The 16989-nt window shown below is 55.7% G+C and carries 15 protein-coding genes; 1 reads left to right on the top strand and 14 read right to left on the bottom strand.

What is annotated here, in order from left to right; translation table 11 throughout:
* Positions 1-56: 56 nt before the first annotated feature.
* The gene (locus tag AYK82_RS10200) at positions 57-653 is read left to right on the top strand and encodes a hypothetical protein (protein ID WP_068314914.1); all 597 of its coding nucleotides are present in this window, start codon (positions 57-59) and stop codon (positions 651-653) included.
* Positions 654-1081: 428 nt separating this feature from the next.
* Here AYK82_RS10200 and AYK82_RS10210 read toward each other — a convergent pair whose 3' ends face one another.
* The 14 genes from AYK82_RS10210 to terL form a co-directional block, all read right to left on the bottom strand.
* Entirely contained in the window at positions 1082-1792 is a 711-nt protein-coding gene (locus AYK82_RS10210) for a transglycosylase SLT domain-containing protein (protein WP_068314921.1), read from the bottom strand.
* Positions 1789-4644, bottom strand: a complete 2856-nt coding sequence (locus tag AYK82_RS10215) for a hypothetical protein (protein ID WP_068314923.1) — start codon at positions 4642-4644, stop codon at positions 1789-1791. The genes AYK82_RS10210 and AYK82_RS10215 overlap by 4 nt, the downstream gene beginning before the upstream one ends.
* Positions 4641-6077 (bottom strand): hypothetical protein, encoded by a 1437-nt coding sequence (locus AYK82_RS10220; protein ID WP_068314926.1) that lies wholly within the window; start codon positions 6075-6077, stop codon positions 4641-4643. Before AYK82_RS10220 ends, AYK82_RS10215 begins: the two co-directional genes overlap by 4 nt.
* Positions 6078-6749 (bottom strand): hypothetical protein, encoded by a 672-nt coding sequence (locus AYK82_RS10225; RefSeq protein WP_068314929.1) that lies wholly within the window; start codon positions 6747-6749, stop codon positions 6078-6080.
* Between the two features lie 24 nt (positions 6750-6773).
* Positions 6774-7391, bottom strand: a complete 618-nt coding sequence (locus tag AYK82_RS10230) for a hypothetical protein (protein WP_068314932.1) — start codon at positions 7389-7391, stop codon at positions 6774-6776.
* On the bottom strand, positions 7384-7791 hold the full coding sequence (locus tag AYK82_RS10235) for a GNAT family N-acetyltransferase (protein WP_172795225.1): 408 nt from the start codon (positions 7789-7791) through the stop codon (positions 7384-7386). The genes AYK82_RS10230 and AYK82_RS10235 overlap by 8 nt, the downstream gene beginning before the upstream one ends.
* 25 nt (positions 7792-7816) lie before the next feature.
* Positions 7817-8311 carry a hypothetical protein gene (locus AYK82_RS10240; protein WP_068314938.1) on the bottom strand — a complete coding sequence of 165 codons (495 nt, stop codon included), beginning with the start codon at positions 8309-8311 and terminating at the stop codon, positions 7817-7819.
* Positions 8311-9747 (bottom strand): hypothetical protein, encoded by a 1437-nt coding sequence (locus AYK82_RS10245; protein WP_068314941.1) that lies wholly within the window; start codon positions 9745-9747, stop codon positions 8311-8313. The genes AYK82_RS10240 and AYK82_RS10245 overlap by 1 nt, the downstream gene beginning before the upstream one ends.
* 12 nt (positions 9748-9759) lie before the next feature.
* Complete coding sequence (locus tag AYK82_RS10250; protein ID WP_068314943.1) at positions 9760-10461, bottom strand: hypothetical protein; 702 nt, start codon at positions 10459-10461, stop codon at positions 9760-9762.
* 9 nt (positions 10462-10470) lie between these two features.
* Positions 10471-10980, bottom strand: a complete 510-nt coding sequence (locus AYK82_RS10255) for a hypothetical protein (protein WP_068314947.1) — start codon at positions 10978-10980, stop codon at positions 10471-10473.
* Positions 10981-11039: 59 nt separating this feature from the next.
* Positions 11040-12131 carry a phage major capsid protein gene (locus AYK82_RS10260; protein WP_068314950.1) on the bottom strand — a complete coding sequence of 364 codons (1092 nt, stop codon included), beginning with the start codon at positions 12129-12131 and terminating at the stop codon, positions 11040-11042.
* A gap of 10 nt (positions 12132-12141) precedes the next feature.
* On the bottom strand, positions 12142-13179 hold the full coding sequence (locus tag AYK82_RS10265) for a hypothetical protein (protein ID WP_068314953.1): 1038 nt from the start codon (positions 13177-13179) through the stop codon (positions 12142-12144).
* A gap of 80 nt (positions 13180-13259) precedes the next feature.
* A complete protein-coding gene (locus AYK82_RS10270; RefSeq protein ID WP_068314956.1) occupies positions 13260-15344 on the bottom strand; it encodes a hypothetical protein in 2085 nt (694 codons plus the stop codon).
* Positions 15337-16914: a phage terminase large subunit gene (gene terL, locus AYK82_RS10275; protein WP_068314959.1), complete on the bottom strand. Its 1578-nt coding sequence runs from the start codon at positions 16912-16914 to the stop codon at positions 15337-15339. The genes AYK82_RS10270 and terL overlap by 8 nt, the downstream gene beginning before the upstream one ends.
* Between the last annotated feature and the right edge of the window lie 75 nt (positions 16915-16989).

Consider the following 16989-nt stretch of genomic DNA (forward strand, 5'->3'; position numbering starts at 1 on the left):
ACTTACAGGTTGTGCATTCACACAAAGAGAGTATACCAGCGGCCAAGGAGATATCAATGGACCCCACGTATAACTTAAATGGTGCTTTCAAACCTACAGTGAAAAGAAACGCAGACCTTGCCGGAGCGGATTTTTTCCCAACGCCTCCTTGGGCAACGCATGCTCTTATGGAAAATGAACCTTTTGTCGGAGATACGTGGGAATGCGCGTGCGGCGACGGGGCCATGGCGGGAGTTATCGAAAAGTACTCCAAACGCGTCATCAGTTCTGACCTCTACGATAGAGGTTTCGGAGACGCAGGCATTGATTTTCTACAAGCCGAAAGTAAGCGACCTAACATAGTCACCAACCCCCCGTACAATGCAGCACAGGGCTTTGTAGAAAAAGCGGCTGAGCTCGCAGAAAACAAATTTGCACTGCTGCTGCGTCTTGCTTTTTTAGAAGGGGCGGGGCGGGCGAAAACGATTTTCACAACAACCCCGCCAAGTCGCGTATGGGTGTTCAGCGAACGCATCACGTTTTACCCGAAAGGGGCGCGACGGGCAGGCTCAGGGACAACAGCATACGCGTGGTTCGTCTGGGACAAGTCTCACCAAGGCGGTACAGAGCTAAAATGGCTGCAGCCCGGTTACAGAAAAAAGTACGCGGGATGATAGCTAGGAGATTTGTTTTTTGCCTAACTCAGTAATTCTCAAACTACTAGAGTTTGGAATATACTCTATCAAACCAAGAGCGATCGGGCTCCCCGGCTGCTCTCTATGCGACACCAAATTACGCACTTTCTGCGAGAAATATGTGTCGTTGCGGTCCTGTAGGATTTGCGCGTCCACCCCGGCAGGGTGCAGCCTCTGTGCGAGCTGTCGCGTCAGCTGCCCTATCGTCAGGCATCCGTCCTTCGCACCCGCTAACAGCTCGAGGGTTGGTCTCACCAAATCGCTCTCGTGAATTCGGGAAATACTTTGCGATTTCATAATAAAACGTCTCCACTTAGGTAACTTAATAATTCTCTCTAAAACTGCACTGCAAATATAGTAGTAAAAATAGATTACACAAGTACCGATCAAACAAGCACCAAACAACCTCAACTTAAAAGCTCAAATAACGCGGCTACCCTTCGCCGGCGATCGGCTTCGTCTTCTGTTTTAGTCCTGTGCCCGTGATGCGGGCCTGATTCAAACAAATCCGTCAGTCTCAAAGCATCGAGCTTGACCCTCGAGGGTATGACGTTCGTAAAAAGCCGGTCGTGCACCGGCGCTCCGCTCCGCGCACTTTCGCCTGCGACCGCCTGTTTAGAAGCCTTTCCCGCTACAGCGGGTAGTCTCGGTGGTTGATTAGACGCAGCCCCCCGATACTTGTTCTTCCAGATATCTGCAAAAGCCGCCGCAGTGTCGCCCTCCGCCCCTCCGTTCAGCGTTACAGCATCCGCCCCGACAACATCTGCAGCAAGCGCGTTCGGTCGGGTTAGCAGCTTCAGGGCGCCGCCCGCCCCCTGTTGGTGCCCTAGATACAACTCCCAGGGCTCGGGCACCCTCCCTAACCCCCTGGAAAGGGCGCGTCGAACATCAGTAAGATATGCCCCCGCACGATCAGAGTTCAGCCTCGGGTCGTATTTGTCGCCGCCGCCGTATTCGTCCCAAGTACTATCGATAAACTGAAAGAGCCCTCCGGCTGAACTGCTCTTGTTCTGGGCTCTCGGGTTAAGAGCGCTTTCGATCTCGCCAATGCGAACCATCGTGCGAGGGTCGATCCCGTGCGTATTGGCCGCTTCTGTGATGATATCGACGATATTCATCGCTTTGCCCTTTCAGCATCTTCAGGCCTCACTGTTAGTTCGAGAGGTTCTGGTTTCGTCTCGCGCCCCTCGCCATCAGATACGATATCTAATAATTCATCGGTACGGTTGCCCCACGTAGAGCGCAGCCCCCGCGCCAAGGCTGCCCGGTCAGCCGGATTGTACCTCATCAGCAAACTACGAGCTTTCTCAGGATCCAACAAAGCCTCGTCAAGTATGCGATGAAAAGCTGCGACCCGGCTCCTATTCGTCGCGTTTCGCGCAATCGTCCCTGCCATTGAGGTGATAAAGTAAACCGGCGACATCTGCCCTCTTTGCACGGCGGTGTATCGACTTTGGGCGGTTGCAAAATTAACCACTCGGTCAGCTTCGGTTCGCAGCGACTGCGCAGTGCCAGAAGACTGGGGGGCTCGGGCGCGGTTACGCACGTCAACGTCCTGCAAAGCTGAACTTATTTCCTTGATATCGGCGAGATGTTTAGGGTTTTCAGCGTATATAGCCTGTGCGGCTTCACTATTGTCCGTCAAAAAACGTTGCAGTTTACGGGGGACCCACGCACTCATACCACCCATGGTCCGCCCCCCTTCACCCACAGCGCGCGACGCCCCTTCCATAGCGTCCCAAAACGCCCTCTTAGCACCATCCACAGCCTCGGGGGCGCTGCCCGCGCGCGCCATAAGCTCTTCAACAGCCGCCTTCGGGTCTTTCGAACCAAGCGCCTCCTTCATCGCGCGGGCCCCTTGACCTGGACCGTAAGAGAGATAGTCGGCGGTAGCGCTTTGTCCGCGTTGCGTAAGCCTTTTAGCAACATTACTAGCGCCTTCCTTTGCTATATCGGCGGCGCCGCGGCTAGCCACTGCGTCGGAGACCGCGCTTTGAACATCAGGCACTGTCTCCAGGGCGGTTTTATAGCTTGCCGCATTCGCAGACACACGGCTCGCGTTTCCTAAATCACGGCCTTCTCTCGTCACCCGGCCAAATAACGCGTCTTTGAGCGCATCAACCGCCCCCTCGTCGTCCGAAACCTCTTCCATAGCAGTCACCGCATAAGAGGCGTTCCCTTTTTCCGGCTGCACAAACAGGCTCGGGACCGAGCTATCAGGCCGTGCGTACCCGCCTGTCTGCTCTTTCAAGGCTTTTCCGACAGGTTTACTCGATCTTGTAAAGCGTTCGTTTAAGTCGAAAGATACGGCTCGCGCTCTGGCAAGCGCTTCCGAAGCTTCAGGAGGGGCTGCGGCGTCTATATGCGCATCAACCGCACCAATGAACTGGTCCAGTACTCGCATTCTATTGGCGTCGCCAGCCATTTGAGCTTCTCGTTTTAACGAACTCAGCGCGCTACGTGCGCCCGTGACTTCCTTCAAAGGCAGGTAATCGCTTCCCGCAGCAAGGCGGTCGACTAAAGCCAGCACGTTATTAGGCGCGAACTGCATAACTTCCGCCCCTGAAAGGCGAGACACAACCCCTCTAAGGGAATCCCGCAGGTGAGCTGAAGGCATCTGTGCTCCAGCCACCTCGGCCCACGCCCCGCGCTCCGCCTCGCGTGCTTCCTCGAGGTTCGCCTGTAATTTGTGGCGCAGGACCCCGCCTCGCTGCTCGTCGGTCATTCTGGGGGTAATCGTGCTTTCAGCTTGCACCGCTTTGGAGTCCAGCTCCTCCGCGTGCCTCATTGCCGTGTCGATTTCATTGACCACGCCCTCCCGCAAGGCGTCTGAGAACGCACTCGCCTCTGTGTCAGGGCGGGTGCCCATAAGCGCATCGTCAACTGCTTCCGCATTCGCGTCCCGTGCGGATGTGAACCGCGCGGAATTCGGGCCCGATTGCCTCTCGTACTCAAGAGAAGCTAAGCCGGGGTCCCCTGTTCTGTCCGCCGCGGTGGCTTTAAACCCCGAGACGGCGTTCTCTGCCGCTGCAGGCGCCCTTAGCGCACGCATCAAGGATCGGGCGTCGACCGCGTCCGGGTTACTCGTCGCCAACTCCGCAGTAGTGTCTGCGGATCTCAATAGCTGGTCAGCCACCGCCCCCTCAACCAAATCGTCAGAGTAGCTTTTACTACCCGTTACCGCGCTGACTGTGTTTTTCACGCTACGGCCTAGGCCTGTAAGAGCCCCGGCCCCAGCGACCCCTAAAATAGCACCAAGTAACTCACCAACCGGGTTATCTGTAATCTCTTTCGCCACCCCAGCCCCCGTTCCGGCAGCTGCGCTAGTCCCTATCTCCGCTGCTAGAGCTTTTGCCGGGTTCGATGCAATTGTTTCGGCAGCTTCGCCGGCCATCCTTTGCACGAAATTACCTCCGTGCACCGCTAGTTGCTTAGCACCCTCCCTCCCTAGTTTGGACGCACCCGCCCAAGCCCCCGCGACAGGCAGCGCCGCCCCGCCGAACTCATCAGCGACACGACCAAATACGCGCTGACCTGTACTATACCGGTTCGGGTCAGTCGCCTGCGCTGTGAAGTCCCCGTATTTGTCCGTGCGCCCGCTTGCGAGCGAGGCGAGCTCGGAAGGTGCGTAAAGGGCCTCTTTTACGAAATCTCCCCCTAGAAATGGCTTGTCACTTACTGGTAGGCCGACAGCGCCTAGCGCGCTATTCACCAAATCAACGGGCAGCCCAACCAGGTTACTAAACCCGTCCGTGAACCCTGCGGCACCCGCGCGCGCGTAGCCTCCGGCGATACCCGCGGCCCCACCTATCACCTCCCTAGTTTCTGGCGGGATTATAGCGTCGACCAGAGAACCATCGGTTTTAACCGGCTCTCGGGGTTTAACCGTTCCAAGCGCTTCAGCTATTTCCGCGTCAGTAGCGTCTGCGGGAAACCGGTAGGTGACCCCTTCGTACTCCACGTTTATCATTGCGCCCTCACAATCTTGCCATCCGCCCCGCGAATAAAACGCACAACCCCGCCTTCTTCGTCGGGGGCTGGGTCGGGTGGTTGGCGTGTGTTCAGATTCGCCCCGCCCATCATCGCGCCCAAATTGCCTCGACGGATCCCGATATCTCGCTCGATTTGGTCTAAGGACGCGCCGACGCTTTCGCTGTTAGCTAAAAGCCCTCCCCCCTGAAGAGCCTCTAGCTGACGCTCCAGCGCAAACCGACTAACCTCTCCTTGCGGGTTCTCAGCGCTTGCCATCGCATATGCCATCGAAAGCAACCAGCGGTTATACTGTGAGAAAGTAGGGTCGTACCCTCCCTCTTTCTCGACTGCCTCGGCAAGCTGGGCGAGGGTGTCTGGCGTTACCAACCCATTTTCGTCTTTGAAAACGTACTGGGCTAGATCGCGTGTTGTTTGTGCCGCATCCTGCATCGCTCTCAGTACACTGCCAGATATCCCCGCGAGGGCGGGGTTGTCCGCCAACAACTCTCTCCCCCTATTGATTTGCTCCTGCAGATTATCAAGCGCGTAGAGCTGCCTGTTTCGATCCGTCACGTTTGTATTCGTGAAGTCCTTTAAACCATCGGATTTAGCCTCGCCGATCAACGCACCTTGCGGTAGTGGCTCGCGTGTCACTGCGTCTACGATCTCACCTGTATTTACGTTGATATGGGCCGTGCCAGACCGCCCATCAGGTAGTTTGTAGTTCTTGACCGAAAACGCCCCGCCCGAAGGCTGACGGTATGGCGTCTGCCCGATCGCGTCACTTCTTACGACAAGCTCCGGGCGACCGCCCTCCCCCGTAACAGTTTCGACATTAACGCCGCTTTTATAGTCCCTAGCCACATCGGCTGAGGATATCCGACCTTCCGCGAAGGCTTGCCCCAGCATAGCGCCTTTAACTTCGCTTTCGCTTCTTGGTTTCTGAGACCCACGCTGCTCTGTGTCCGATATACCTAAAGCCTGCATCACTTCGGGCGCGATAAACCGGGTCTCCCCTTCCGCCACCGGTTTCAAAGATTCCACGGCCAAAGCTTTGAGCAAGGCTGCGTCCTCCCCAACCCGTTGACCCGCAAAAGTATTGGGCGCCTTGCCGTGAACAGCATATATAGAAGCATCCAGATCCTCTGGTCGCGCTCCCTCTTCTTTCGACCGATTGTAGAGGTCGTATTCAGGGAGCGCGCGTAGGTAGTCAGAGCCCATAACGCGCGCACCTGAGTAATCTTGCGGCGAAAGAGAATTTCGCAGCATCTGCCACGCTTCGTTTCGCGACTGCTGCTCGTTTTTTTGTGATTGGTATTCCAGCCACCCAAGAGCAGTTCGCGGGTCTTGTGGCGCGAAGGCTTGCGCGAGCTGGGAGAACGCCGCGCCAATGACTGGGTTGTTATAGTGCCTGTTTGCTAGGGAAGACATTTAACCTCCATATAACTGTGGGATCCCGAAAGGTTTGGGCTTAGGCAAAGGGGTGCCGCCCCACCCCCTCGCTCCAAACAAAGACCCGCCTCCACCACTCAACCCTCCAGACGTCATGACGCTGCCAAGCCCGCCGGCAATGTCCGCAATCAGCCCAGCCCCTGCTCCGGCGCTATTGGCAGCTTCAAGTTCCATCGGCAGGACGGATTGAGACCCGCGGCTAAGCCCGCCGATCATCCCGATTTCCTGAGCGTCTTTAGCGCGTTCTATATTGGCGTCACCGAGCACATTCCCGAAGGAACGCAGCGCGGCGAGAGTTTTCGCTTGCCGGTCTGTATGCTGCTTAGCGCGGGCGCTTTGCTTGGCGGTATTTACGTTAACGATCTCCGAGCTATCCGGCATAAGCGCCGGCTGCGCGCCTGTATCCGCGTTTGTCTCAAACAAAGACTGAAGACTTTGCGTTTCCAGCTGGCGTTTATCCTCGAAATCTTCGAACTCGGCTCGGCTTTCATCATTCAATTTCAGCTGCTCGCCCCAGAAGCCTTTCTGGCGAATCCGTTCCGCCGCCATCGCGTCATCGCGCGCGTCTTGTATGGCGCTCTGCCGCGCGCCATTTGCGGCAGCGCTAACCCCGCTTAACGCTATACCTGCTATTGTCATGGGGTCGCACATTTCACGCTCCTGTCGCTTGCGGATTTACGGAGAGACTTTTACTGCGTTCGTAGGGCTAAATAGGCCTGTTGAATAACGCGGTTTATGGGGGTTTCCTTCATAGGATGCGGCCCGCTCAAGCGCCACTTGGGTGCCGAGGCCACTCATAAAGTCCGCAAAAAGGTTCTCCAAAGGGCTGAAAGCCGCCGGCTTAGACAGCAATTCAGCTTGGTTTATCGCGCTGTTCGATGCGGTTTTTGCGTCACCAGTAGCCGATAGAGTGCTGATTAAATCCCCTCGCGACCTCTCGACCTCGCCTCGTAACTGTTTTGATTGAGCCTGCGCTTGATCCGCCACATTCTGCTTCTCTATATCGTAAAGCTTCTGCAGCTCACTGAGCTTGCCCCCGCGAACAGAGCTATCAAGCGTTCCGCTTCGAGCGAGCGCGAAGGATAGTTCTTTCGTCGCGTTGTTGTATTGGTCTTCGAGCTGCGGGTTTGCGTAGTCGAGATACGACTGCGCACGCGTCTTGAAAAAGTCGTCTGTGAACTGGCCGTCGAATACGCTATTGATCTGCGATGTGCCTGCGCGTACCCGCGCTTGCCTTTGCTCCTCTTCGCGCCGAGCTCGAGCCGCCTCTTTACTTCCGCCTTTTTTACCCATCGCAGAGCCCCCTTCTCATATAAAAACCGACCTTCTCGAAGCCGAAATGCTCTAAGAAAGCTGCTGTTCTCTCGCTGTTGAAACTGTTATCGTTCCCGCCGAGAATCTCGGAGGCGCCGATTTGTTTGCTCCAACGGATTAAATTGTTCATGAGGTGGACGGCCGCCCGACTGCCGCGATTTTCGGGACGCACAAAGAGTACATCCTGCGTAGTGTAATGTCCACCTGCCCACATGTACCCGTGCATTGAGGCGACCAAAAAACCAACGAGACAGCGCTCGTCCTCCGCTACGAAGATTGTTGGGTTGGCTGATTGTAAATATTGCTCGCAGGTCGCGAGAACTTCCCGCTCGCTGAAACCTATTTCAGGTCGCGTCTGCATGACGTTTAATCGCGCCATGTCTACCAAAGCCGGAAAGTCCGGCCTATCCGCTAGCCTCACAAACATCGTCTTTCACCCATGCGTAAGTGTAATACTTCTGCCCCGAGCGGCCATAGGCGGCGTGCTCGGCTTCTCTTTTTAGGCCCAGTATCTCAAGCCATCGATGCACCCCTTCGTGGGCTTCCATTGTTACGCACTCCACGCGGTGAGCGCCGCCATTAAGGATGGCAGGTAACAAGAAACGCAAGAAGTACTTAGTCAAGCCAACTTTAATTTTGTCGAATTCAGGCGTCGCGAAGAACAACAACGTAACGACGCCCGGTCGTAACTCCAAAGCCCCGCCGACGGCTGCCGGTATCCCTTCGTCCGTGAAAGCGACCTCAACCCCTTTGGCGGAGCCGTAGCGCGAGGCCAAGCTATCCGCCAATTCTTCACGGTCTCGGCACCAACCCATTGAAACAAACTCGTCGTAATCCCGTTCCCTCATCCTCGCGGCGACGTACCGGACGAATTCGAAACTGGCGTCAACCGTACGCATTAGCTATCCTCTTTCGGGTCGAGATCATGGGTTATTACAGCGGAACACACCTTCGCAGGTGTTCGACTGTCAACTGGCGAGCGCGAGATGAAACGGACGCTTATATGTGTCCCCCCGCCGGAAGCTCCGATCTGCCCTCCCGCGTTGAATGTCGGCCCGTTAATAATACAAAGCTGATCGCTCACATGCGGGTTTCGAGGGTCAAACCCGACCCGTACTTCCCACTCTCCTCTTACGGAGGCGTCCACACCTTCCAGCGACTTAACCCGCGTTGGCGCATTTGCGTCTAGATAGGGGGTCCAAGCCTCCGCGCGCACATCCTCGCTGTAGGAGTAGCCGCGTTCGTCAATCCCTCCGTATGCATATATCGCGTCATCCGAACGTAGGTACACTCGGCGCTCATGCACTACCGCACCCTTAACTTCGAACCCCGGCTCATAGAGCGACCATGCGGAAATCTTTGACGCCGTGAAATAAGAGAACACGTAGATTTTATCAGGCAATATCAGCCAAAACGACCCATCTCTAGGCTCTTTCACCGCTATCGCCTTCGCGACCCCCGCCAGCCCCAACCGGTCAATATCCTCGGTGATTAACGGGTCGATAGCGGAGCCTATGTCGGTAGTCGCCGGGGAATTAGAGCTGTCCCGAGCCCGCAGGGACCTAACCCCTGACGTATCAAGATAAAACACATCATCCACCCCAAAAGCGGTCACGGAACGCGGGGCGAAAGTACCTGTCTTCTCGAGTGTCTGGCCGATTTTCGCAAGATCGGGGTTTGGGTCGAAGAACCAAGTTTGTATGCTGTCTTCGCTAAAAACCGCAACTTGGTTGTTACTGTATTTGGCGAGGGCGGTTAGTTTCGAAGCGCCTTCTGTCTCGATAGACAGGTCAAGAAACCCCGCGCCAACTCCCGTATCCGAACCCGGGGAGAATTCCAAAGGTTTCTTCAGGTTAGAAAATCTTAGAACACTTCCGCCAGCAACGAACATTTTTCGGATATGTGTCAGCAGAGCCGTAGCCTTCGCCGGGGCGTCATCCCCTTCCGCTCGCGCACCGGCGTGGAAGACGTGACGATCTCCCCCCGCGAACTCCCCGATCGAGTACGTATCGCCCCCGAATAAAGTACTGTTTGGGACATCGATCAGGGGCCGCCCTTCAGGCGATTCCAGCTGTTCGTAGATGATCGCGCTGTCGAGGTCCGCGGGGCGGGGTCCTGATCCGAAAACTACCAACCCTTCAGGCGTTCTGCTCAGACCTACAGTCTGCCCTTCTGGCAGATCGTGGACCTTGACGAAATCCGCTCGTTGCACGAAAGCCCCGCCCCGATCGATGTGCCCGTTAAGAGCCCTCAACAAGGTACCCCCTTCGGACACTTCTGGTACCTTACGGGCGTCGAGCCCCCCGCTAAATGATCGGATCCATATATTACCCATCCGCGCCCCGCCCTATCGCCCAGGTGCACGCATTTGGCGAGACCATCTCCCTCCGCGAAGCAAGCGCGCTCCTAAGCGAAACTGCTTAATTTTGGAAGCTTGGCTCGTCAACGCGCTCTCCAGCCGACGGATTTTCTGCCCAAGTATTTGTGCCGCAGCGCTGTGCTTGTCTGTCATATCCTCGAGCACCGCGTGCAGCACGATCAAGTCACTATCCAAGTCGCATCGGTCACTATCAGACTTTAACGGTTTAAGGTCGCGCACTCCATGGATCCTGATGTACCCTTCAAGTGTCTTAATGTTGGCGTCCCGGTTGGGTATCGGCCATATCTCGAGGCGTTCGCCCCTTAATTCGTACCGCTCCGGGGGGTCGCTCCTGGCGTCCATATCGCTATCACAGCTAGCATATTGAATCGAATTTATGCCATGCTTCAGCCCCACCCAGAGACCTTGATCGCGCGCCTCAACCAATTTAATTCGGTCTGTGCTAATATTATCGGGAAGCGCGGGAAATCGCTCTCCCGCGTTTACCGCGATATCCTGATACTCCTCCAAATGACCCCAATCGTGACACTCCCAAAGCCGCCGCTGCACTCTTTGCAGTTTGTGTGCCTGTGCATCGCGCACACCTTTATTGTGCGCGACGTTTGAGGACAGCCCCGCTTCCAACCTGTAGTCGTTCAGAAGCTCAATAAGAGTGACACCGCGCGGCATGTTGCCTCCTTAACTCAGAACGTTCGCACCCTCTCCAGCCTTCGTGGCTGTGGAAGCAGCTTTGTCAGTATCTTCAGCGGCTTTTTTCTCACCGGCTGCGGTTCGTTTCGACCGGGAAGCGGTTTGTTTGGTTTTCCGCTCCGCCGATTTCGTATTGGTTGGCTCCTGGCCCGCAGAGGCTTGCGGAACCTTAACCCGACTTAATGGCTTAAGCTGTTCGTCTAGAATTTCGCACTCCTTAAAAGATGAAGGCAGCTGTGCGAATTTGTCTGGAAAGACAATCGCTACTGGCGATGGCTTGTCAGTTCGTGCCGGATACTTCTCGAGCAACCGCTCTCGTTCCAAATTAACGGGCAGGTCTTCTGCCGCAGGAGTGAATTCTAGGTTGAAAACGGACCCAGCCCCATGGATTTCCTGAAGGATAAGAAACTCCGCAGGCGATACGCCCGACTGAGGAACCGTCTCCTCGCGATCCCCCCCCAGCGCAACTTCACATTTCGCAAGATTTTTTAACAACATATCGGTTTTCTCATCTGTACTTGAAGGTGGAAAGGCGGGGATTGCCCCCGCCTGCTGTGCTATTTGATGAAGTACACGCCGGAGCTACGCAGTCGACGTGCGATCAGGACTACGGTTGTCGTAGTCGCCCGGTACAGCGCGTAGCGATCATGGGGCCGCGCGGGAGTGTGGCGTTTTTTGCGCTGCCCTTTCATGTACTGCAGCTCGATGGCGTTCATATCGATATCGAGCATCGCTTTTTGCCAGCCCATATCGTCAAGTGTCGGATCGTAGATAATATCTGTATCCGCAAACGAGACCGCAGGCATGAAGCCGTCCAACGACGGTTTAGTAGCCCCGTTGGCCCAACCACGTTGGGTGTAAAGGCCGTTGGCTCGGAGCTCCCTCTCATACGCATCAATGTAGTCCGAACCAGCGAACTTCATCGAGCGCCGCTTGCCTTGGGAGAACCGGTTAAGCTGCTTGTGCTCTTTCTGCATGTACTGGATTAACGTACCACCGCCGGTAGGACTGGACGTAATCGCGTCATCGCCACTCCCCGCGTCATGGGCGTCTTTAGTGGCGGCGCGGTTGCGCCACCAAGGGTTAGCGCCCCGGGAAACACCCCCTGTTGTCCCTGCAGCGGGGTCGAGCAGTATGAACGCCCCCACCCCAGCCAGAGCTTTCGCGTCAGTAGTCCCATCCCCGTGGAGTAATGCGTCGAGGCCGATATCATAATCTTCCTCGAAGTCGATCACTTTCTCGTCCAGTAGGTTGGCCAATTGAACGGCTTCAGCGTCTGTCACAGGCGAAGTGACTGCGGTGCCGTCGCGCTCAATCACTTCGATACCCGCCATTTTGAGCTCAGTGTGCGTGATACCCATGCCGATGTGATGTTCGCGCCACTTATAGCCAGCTCGCTTGTTCTTCACGGGATTGCCATAGGATACCTGATCGTCATGTGAGTACCCGGCGAGTGAGAGCTGACCTGCACCTGCACGCACCCCCGCAGTGACTTTTTCTTTACCGCCGACAAACGATTTGGCTCGTTTGTCGAAGGCCTTCAGCATGGGCTTGTCTTGCACGTCTTGCCGCGTGACCTGCCCTCGTCGATCATACGCATCCAATGTGGTATTGGTGATGTTCTCGATTTCAGCACTTGTAAAAGGCATAGGTTAGTCCTCAGATTTTGCCTTTAGATCGGACGATATCAATCGTCTCCATTGTCTCGATAGGCTTTCGGCTGGAGGCGGGCGCTGACACCCCGCCGGTTACGGGATTAATCACAGGCTTACGGCTCTTAGAGAACTGAGCCACCCGCTTATTCACCCTCTGGAGAGCTTTATCAAGCTGAGCGCGGACCTGTTCCGGGTTGGACGGGGAGCCCTCTTCCTTGTGTAGGAGTAAAACCTCTCCGTGCAGCATTTGGCGCTTGTGCTCGGCGTCAGGGTCGGACCGAAGCCATTTTTCTTCCCAGTGCCCCGCAGCGCTAACAACCTTGCGCTTCGCTTCTTCAGCTACGCGGTTTTGCTGTATATGCTGCGAGTGCCGGCTGCGAACCTTCATTGCGTTCTCGCGAGCTCGGGATCTTGAGATCTGAAACGCAACTTCATTCGACATTGCACCGCTTCGCACTTGCCCTTTGAGGTCCTCAGGCAGAACTTCCCCTGCGGCGGTGGCCAGAGACGTAAGAGTAGGGCGTAAGCGCTCCCACGCCTCAACCGGGTCAAGCTTCATGAGCGCCATAATCTCTATGCCGCTCGCCACGTCGCTTTCGCTTAGGCCGTTTTCTTCCATGTAGCCGGTTAGTTTTTCAAAACCGGACACTTTATGCGACGTCTCCTCCCTATAACGCCGCAGTTCCTGGAGATTACCGATCAGCTTTTTAAAACGTGGATGCTTATGGAACGGCTCGCTTTCCCAGTCAGCAGGGTCAGCCGAGACGTCTTCCGGCTCTTCAGTCTCCGCATCCACACTCTCCGTTTTTGCTTCTGCTGGCGAGGCGTCAGCTTGATCGGCGCGGGCTCTAACGACGTCGTCTATCGCGTCCCTGACTAGGCCGCTAAATTCCGTCTCCTGCGCACTATTTTCGCCAAGAACCGCAGAGGGCGAAGCTGCGTCTTCAGCCACAGAGCCGAGCTCTTGTAACTGGTCGCGCCCATCTTGAGTTGAATTGTCGGCAGGTGACGATTCTGCCCCAAATACGTCCGTTCCGCTCATAGTTTTCTCCTAAGTAGGCTTGCCATTTTGTATCACGTAATATGATATTTAATCAATTGTATCCTTACACTTCATACACTCTAGACCTGATTATTCCCCCCTGGCGGCAACGTTCCGGCAGGACCGGAAGGGGCGCTTGGTCCGTTGTTAAAACCCTGATGCCCTTGCGCGGCGGGGTTGTCGTTAGGGTCCGCGGGTGTAGGTTGCGTAAGACCGTTCTGCGCTACGATAGAGGGTAAATTATCCGCAATGGCTTCGGTGAGATCCAGCTTATCATCAAGCCGGCGGATTGTCTCTCGAGCTAGCCAGTGCGGCTGCACCCCCGGCATTTGGATAAGGAAGGGCAGCATCCTCTCCCAGTTCTGTAGCTCAGCCGCAGCGTTTGGCTTGCCGCTCGAGCCTGCTTCGATCTCAAGCCTGATCTCTTGGGCGATTTCGCTCAGACCAAGCTCAGGCCAAAAAGCTCCGGGCCCGGCGATTTTGCGCACAGTCTGCCGGCTCAACTCCTGCAGCATGATTTGACCTGCCGCCCTGGTGACTGAAGTCAGGAATAAGTCGAGGTCGTCTACCGCCAAGCCAACCCCAGCCATGCGCGCTCCTTCCGCAATCGAACTTTCCGTTGCCGTGGCTTTGGCAACAGCGCCGAACTGAGCTTCCTGCGAACCGGTCACCAGCTGTATATCTGTGAAGTTCTGGCCGGTTTCGTACAAGTTAGGATCTACAGAGGGCATAGGAAGTCGCTGAAACACATCTTGGATTTTTTGATTTTCGCCTATGTTAATTTCAGTAACAGAAAACGGCTCGGCGAGTGCGAGCGCGCCTTTGTCCTCGTCGGAAAGACCTGAATGCTTTGATGCTACGAAGCGAGGCCGTGCGGCACTTCTGTGCTCTCGCTGGCCTTGCCTTGACTGGTTGTAGTCGTGCTGCATATCTCGGATCAGGCGTACGTCGGAGAGCGGGAACAGCTCCTCCTCGTGCTCGGTTTCGTTAGGAGCAAGCGCGAAAACCGGCCAGAATTGCTCTACATAAACATCCGGAGCGGCGGGTTCGCGTAGAAACGCCGGATGCCCCTCCGTCACATAATAAACAAGACCCGCGACTTTATCGTAGTGCTTAAACACAGTCACATTCCTCCGGTCAGCGCGATCCGCGCTCTCTCCCCGATCGGAGTTGTCGTTAAGCTCGTGCTCGCGCTGACTGCTGCCTAGCTTTACATTAAATTTTTTCTCGACTTCCTCGCAGGAGTACGAATAGCTAATCGTCAGCCAGCGCCCCCCTTTGAACCCGCTAAGGCTTTTACATTCGCAGTCAGGTATAACCTGAGTTGACGCGGGAAAATCGAAAACCAAGCCCTCTTGCGCTATAATTGGCTCGTTATCCGCCAGCGACTGAGCGGAGTACATCAGCTCTGCGTTTTTCGCTTCGTCACGGGACCCGTCTAAAGCTGTATCCGCCATCGAGCCAGCCACGCCCTCGGCCATGCCTTGCGCCTGCTCATACAACCACCGGGCCCTCTCCGGTGTATCAGGCGCTCTTTCATCAAGCGACAGCTGGTTTTCATACTCGCGCTTAAAATTAATCTCTATGTAGCCTACGGAGTTTATGAGCGCGCGACTGACCAACTCCTTCATCGCGTGCTTAAAACCCAAGGGCGGTTGTTCGTTCATGAAGTACGCGAGCAGAACCTCGAGCGTCTTGCCTATCTTTTTTGCATTTCGCCGCGCTGTCATACCCTGTTGGAAGTCTGCCAAAAGGCTTTGCGCCTCCGCGACCTCTGCGTTTTCAAGCAGGGCCTCGGGCTCTACTAACCTCATCCCGATACTTTGCTGGGCCTGTTGCACAACCATCATAGCTGTCTGCAGACTTTGGTCACTTTCATCCCAAATCGCGAAGTCTAATCTTGGCCTCCGCCGGGCTACTGCCTTCGGGTCTTTGGCGTAAAGTGCGGCGGTTTTCATACGCACATGCTGATGCGTTAAGTTGGCTACATAACAACCGTTGTTGACCCACTCTGATGTCGCGCCTTGCCTGGCGAATTCCTGGTCCTCGCGCATCCGGTCGAAATCTGACTTCCACCGAGCCAGATCTGCCTTAATACGCGCCAGTATTTTAGTTACCAGGGCGGGTGCGCCATCAGGTGCCTCTACGCTGTCGACTTTATCCATTCAAAAACCCTCGCTTTGCCCTCCGCGCTTGCTGCGCGCTCTCTTGCAACACCCACCCGAGCGTTCCTGTCTTAGGCCGTGATACCCGTTCACGAACGGAGGGGCCCGACTGGACGCCTAAGCCCAACCCGATGAGAGCGAGTGTATCTACAAAATCGTCAAACGTACCGTTTGGGAATTGCATCATTTGATCGATGGATCTCTCCACCCAAGGCGCGTCTTTCGGAAAGAACACCTTACCTTGCGCAACCCGAGCGGCGATCGATTGAGCCTTTTGCGCCTTATCCCCCGAGGGGGAGACATTAGCTATATTTAGGTACTTACCCGTCTCACGCATGCGCCTGTTTAAAAAAGGTCCAATAGATTTCGCTATCTGTCCTTTTTCCGCCCACCATATTAAAGGCCGCAGCCCGCCCGTCCCTCCCATATTGAGCATCATTTCAACAGCAACGTCAGTGGCGAGGCGGTCCCAAATGCAATCCAAGAGGTACATGTTATCCAGCTTATCTACGCCGACCTTTAGCATGACGGTGAAGTCACGCTTTTGTGCGGTGGATACTGCGTGGTCGGAAGCCGCATATATGCGCAGCTCCTCCGGCAGATCACCGGGGTTGTAGTATCTAATATTATCCCGCTTAAACAGCGTCCCGTCCGCTGCCGTTGGGCGCTGCTGGTATAAGGCTTCAAAACCCAGCGGATCGAAAGCCCTCATCTCCTCCAGAAAATCTAAATCGAAACGATCAGGCCCGTCCGGCCACAGAGGCTCTCCGGGAACCCGGCCTAACGGGTCATCGTCTTCCGCTATCGCCGGCAGATTAATGACCTTGATCTTTTTCGCGAGCTTCTCGCTGAAATAGGGGTTCTCTGGGTCTGTTAAACGACCGATCGGGTCGTCTGTGTGCCAGCGAGTGAACGTCATAATGACGAGTTTAGACCCTCGACGGCGCGACAACATGACCCTCGTCAGCCACCTCCAAGCTTGATCTCGGATCGCCTGTGAGTTTGCCTCCTTATCGTCTTTTAGTAGATCGTCGATAATAGCTAGGTGTGCGCCTCGGCCCGTGAGGGGGCCGCCCCGCCCTACGAAGTACGCCCCGCCCCCGCGCGTAGTCTTCAGCCTGTTCGACGCCTTCCCGTCCTTCGCCAGCTCGGTCTCGGGAAATACTTGTTTATAGCGGTCACTCTGGATGATATCGCGAACCTGCCCCCCGAAATCCTGTGCGAACTCATCGCTATACGTCCCCACTGCGACCTCGTGATGCGGGTAGAGGCCTAAATAGAACGCCGGTAGTCTTCGGGAGACTTGTTCCGATTTGCCGTGGCGCGGGGGCATTGTGAGTATCAAAAATGGTATTTCCGCGGCGATTACTCGCTCGATAGCCTGAGCGAGCCCGTCATGATGCCTTGCGTTATCGTATGCGGACTTCTCGGGATTATTTGGGTCCCCTTGGTCCGGCATGGTGTGCTTGATAAATGGCATAAACCTTTCTCGGCTTTGAAGGATGTTCCGCTGAAACTTCAACAGCCTGAGCTGCTCGTCCGTCGCTGTACGCACATCTACTTCGGGCATCCCCTACCCCCCATAGGCAGCAACAAGCACAATGAACAACCCCCACAAGGCTGTGACTGCGCCTAACATCTGAAC

It is taken from the genome of Polycladidibacter hongkongensis (assembly GCF_001561995.1).
Lineage (GTDB): Bacteria > Pseudomonadota > Alphaproteobacteria > Rhizobiales > Stappiaceae > Pseudovibrio > Pseudovibrio hongkongensis.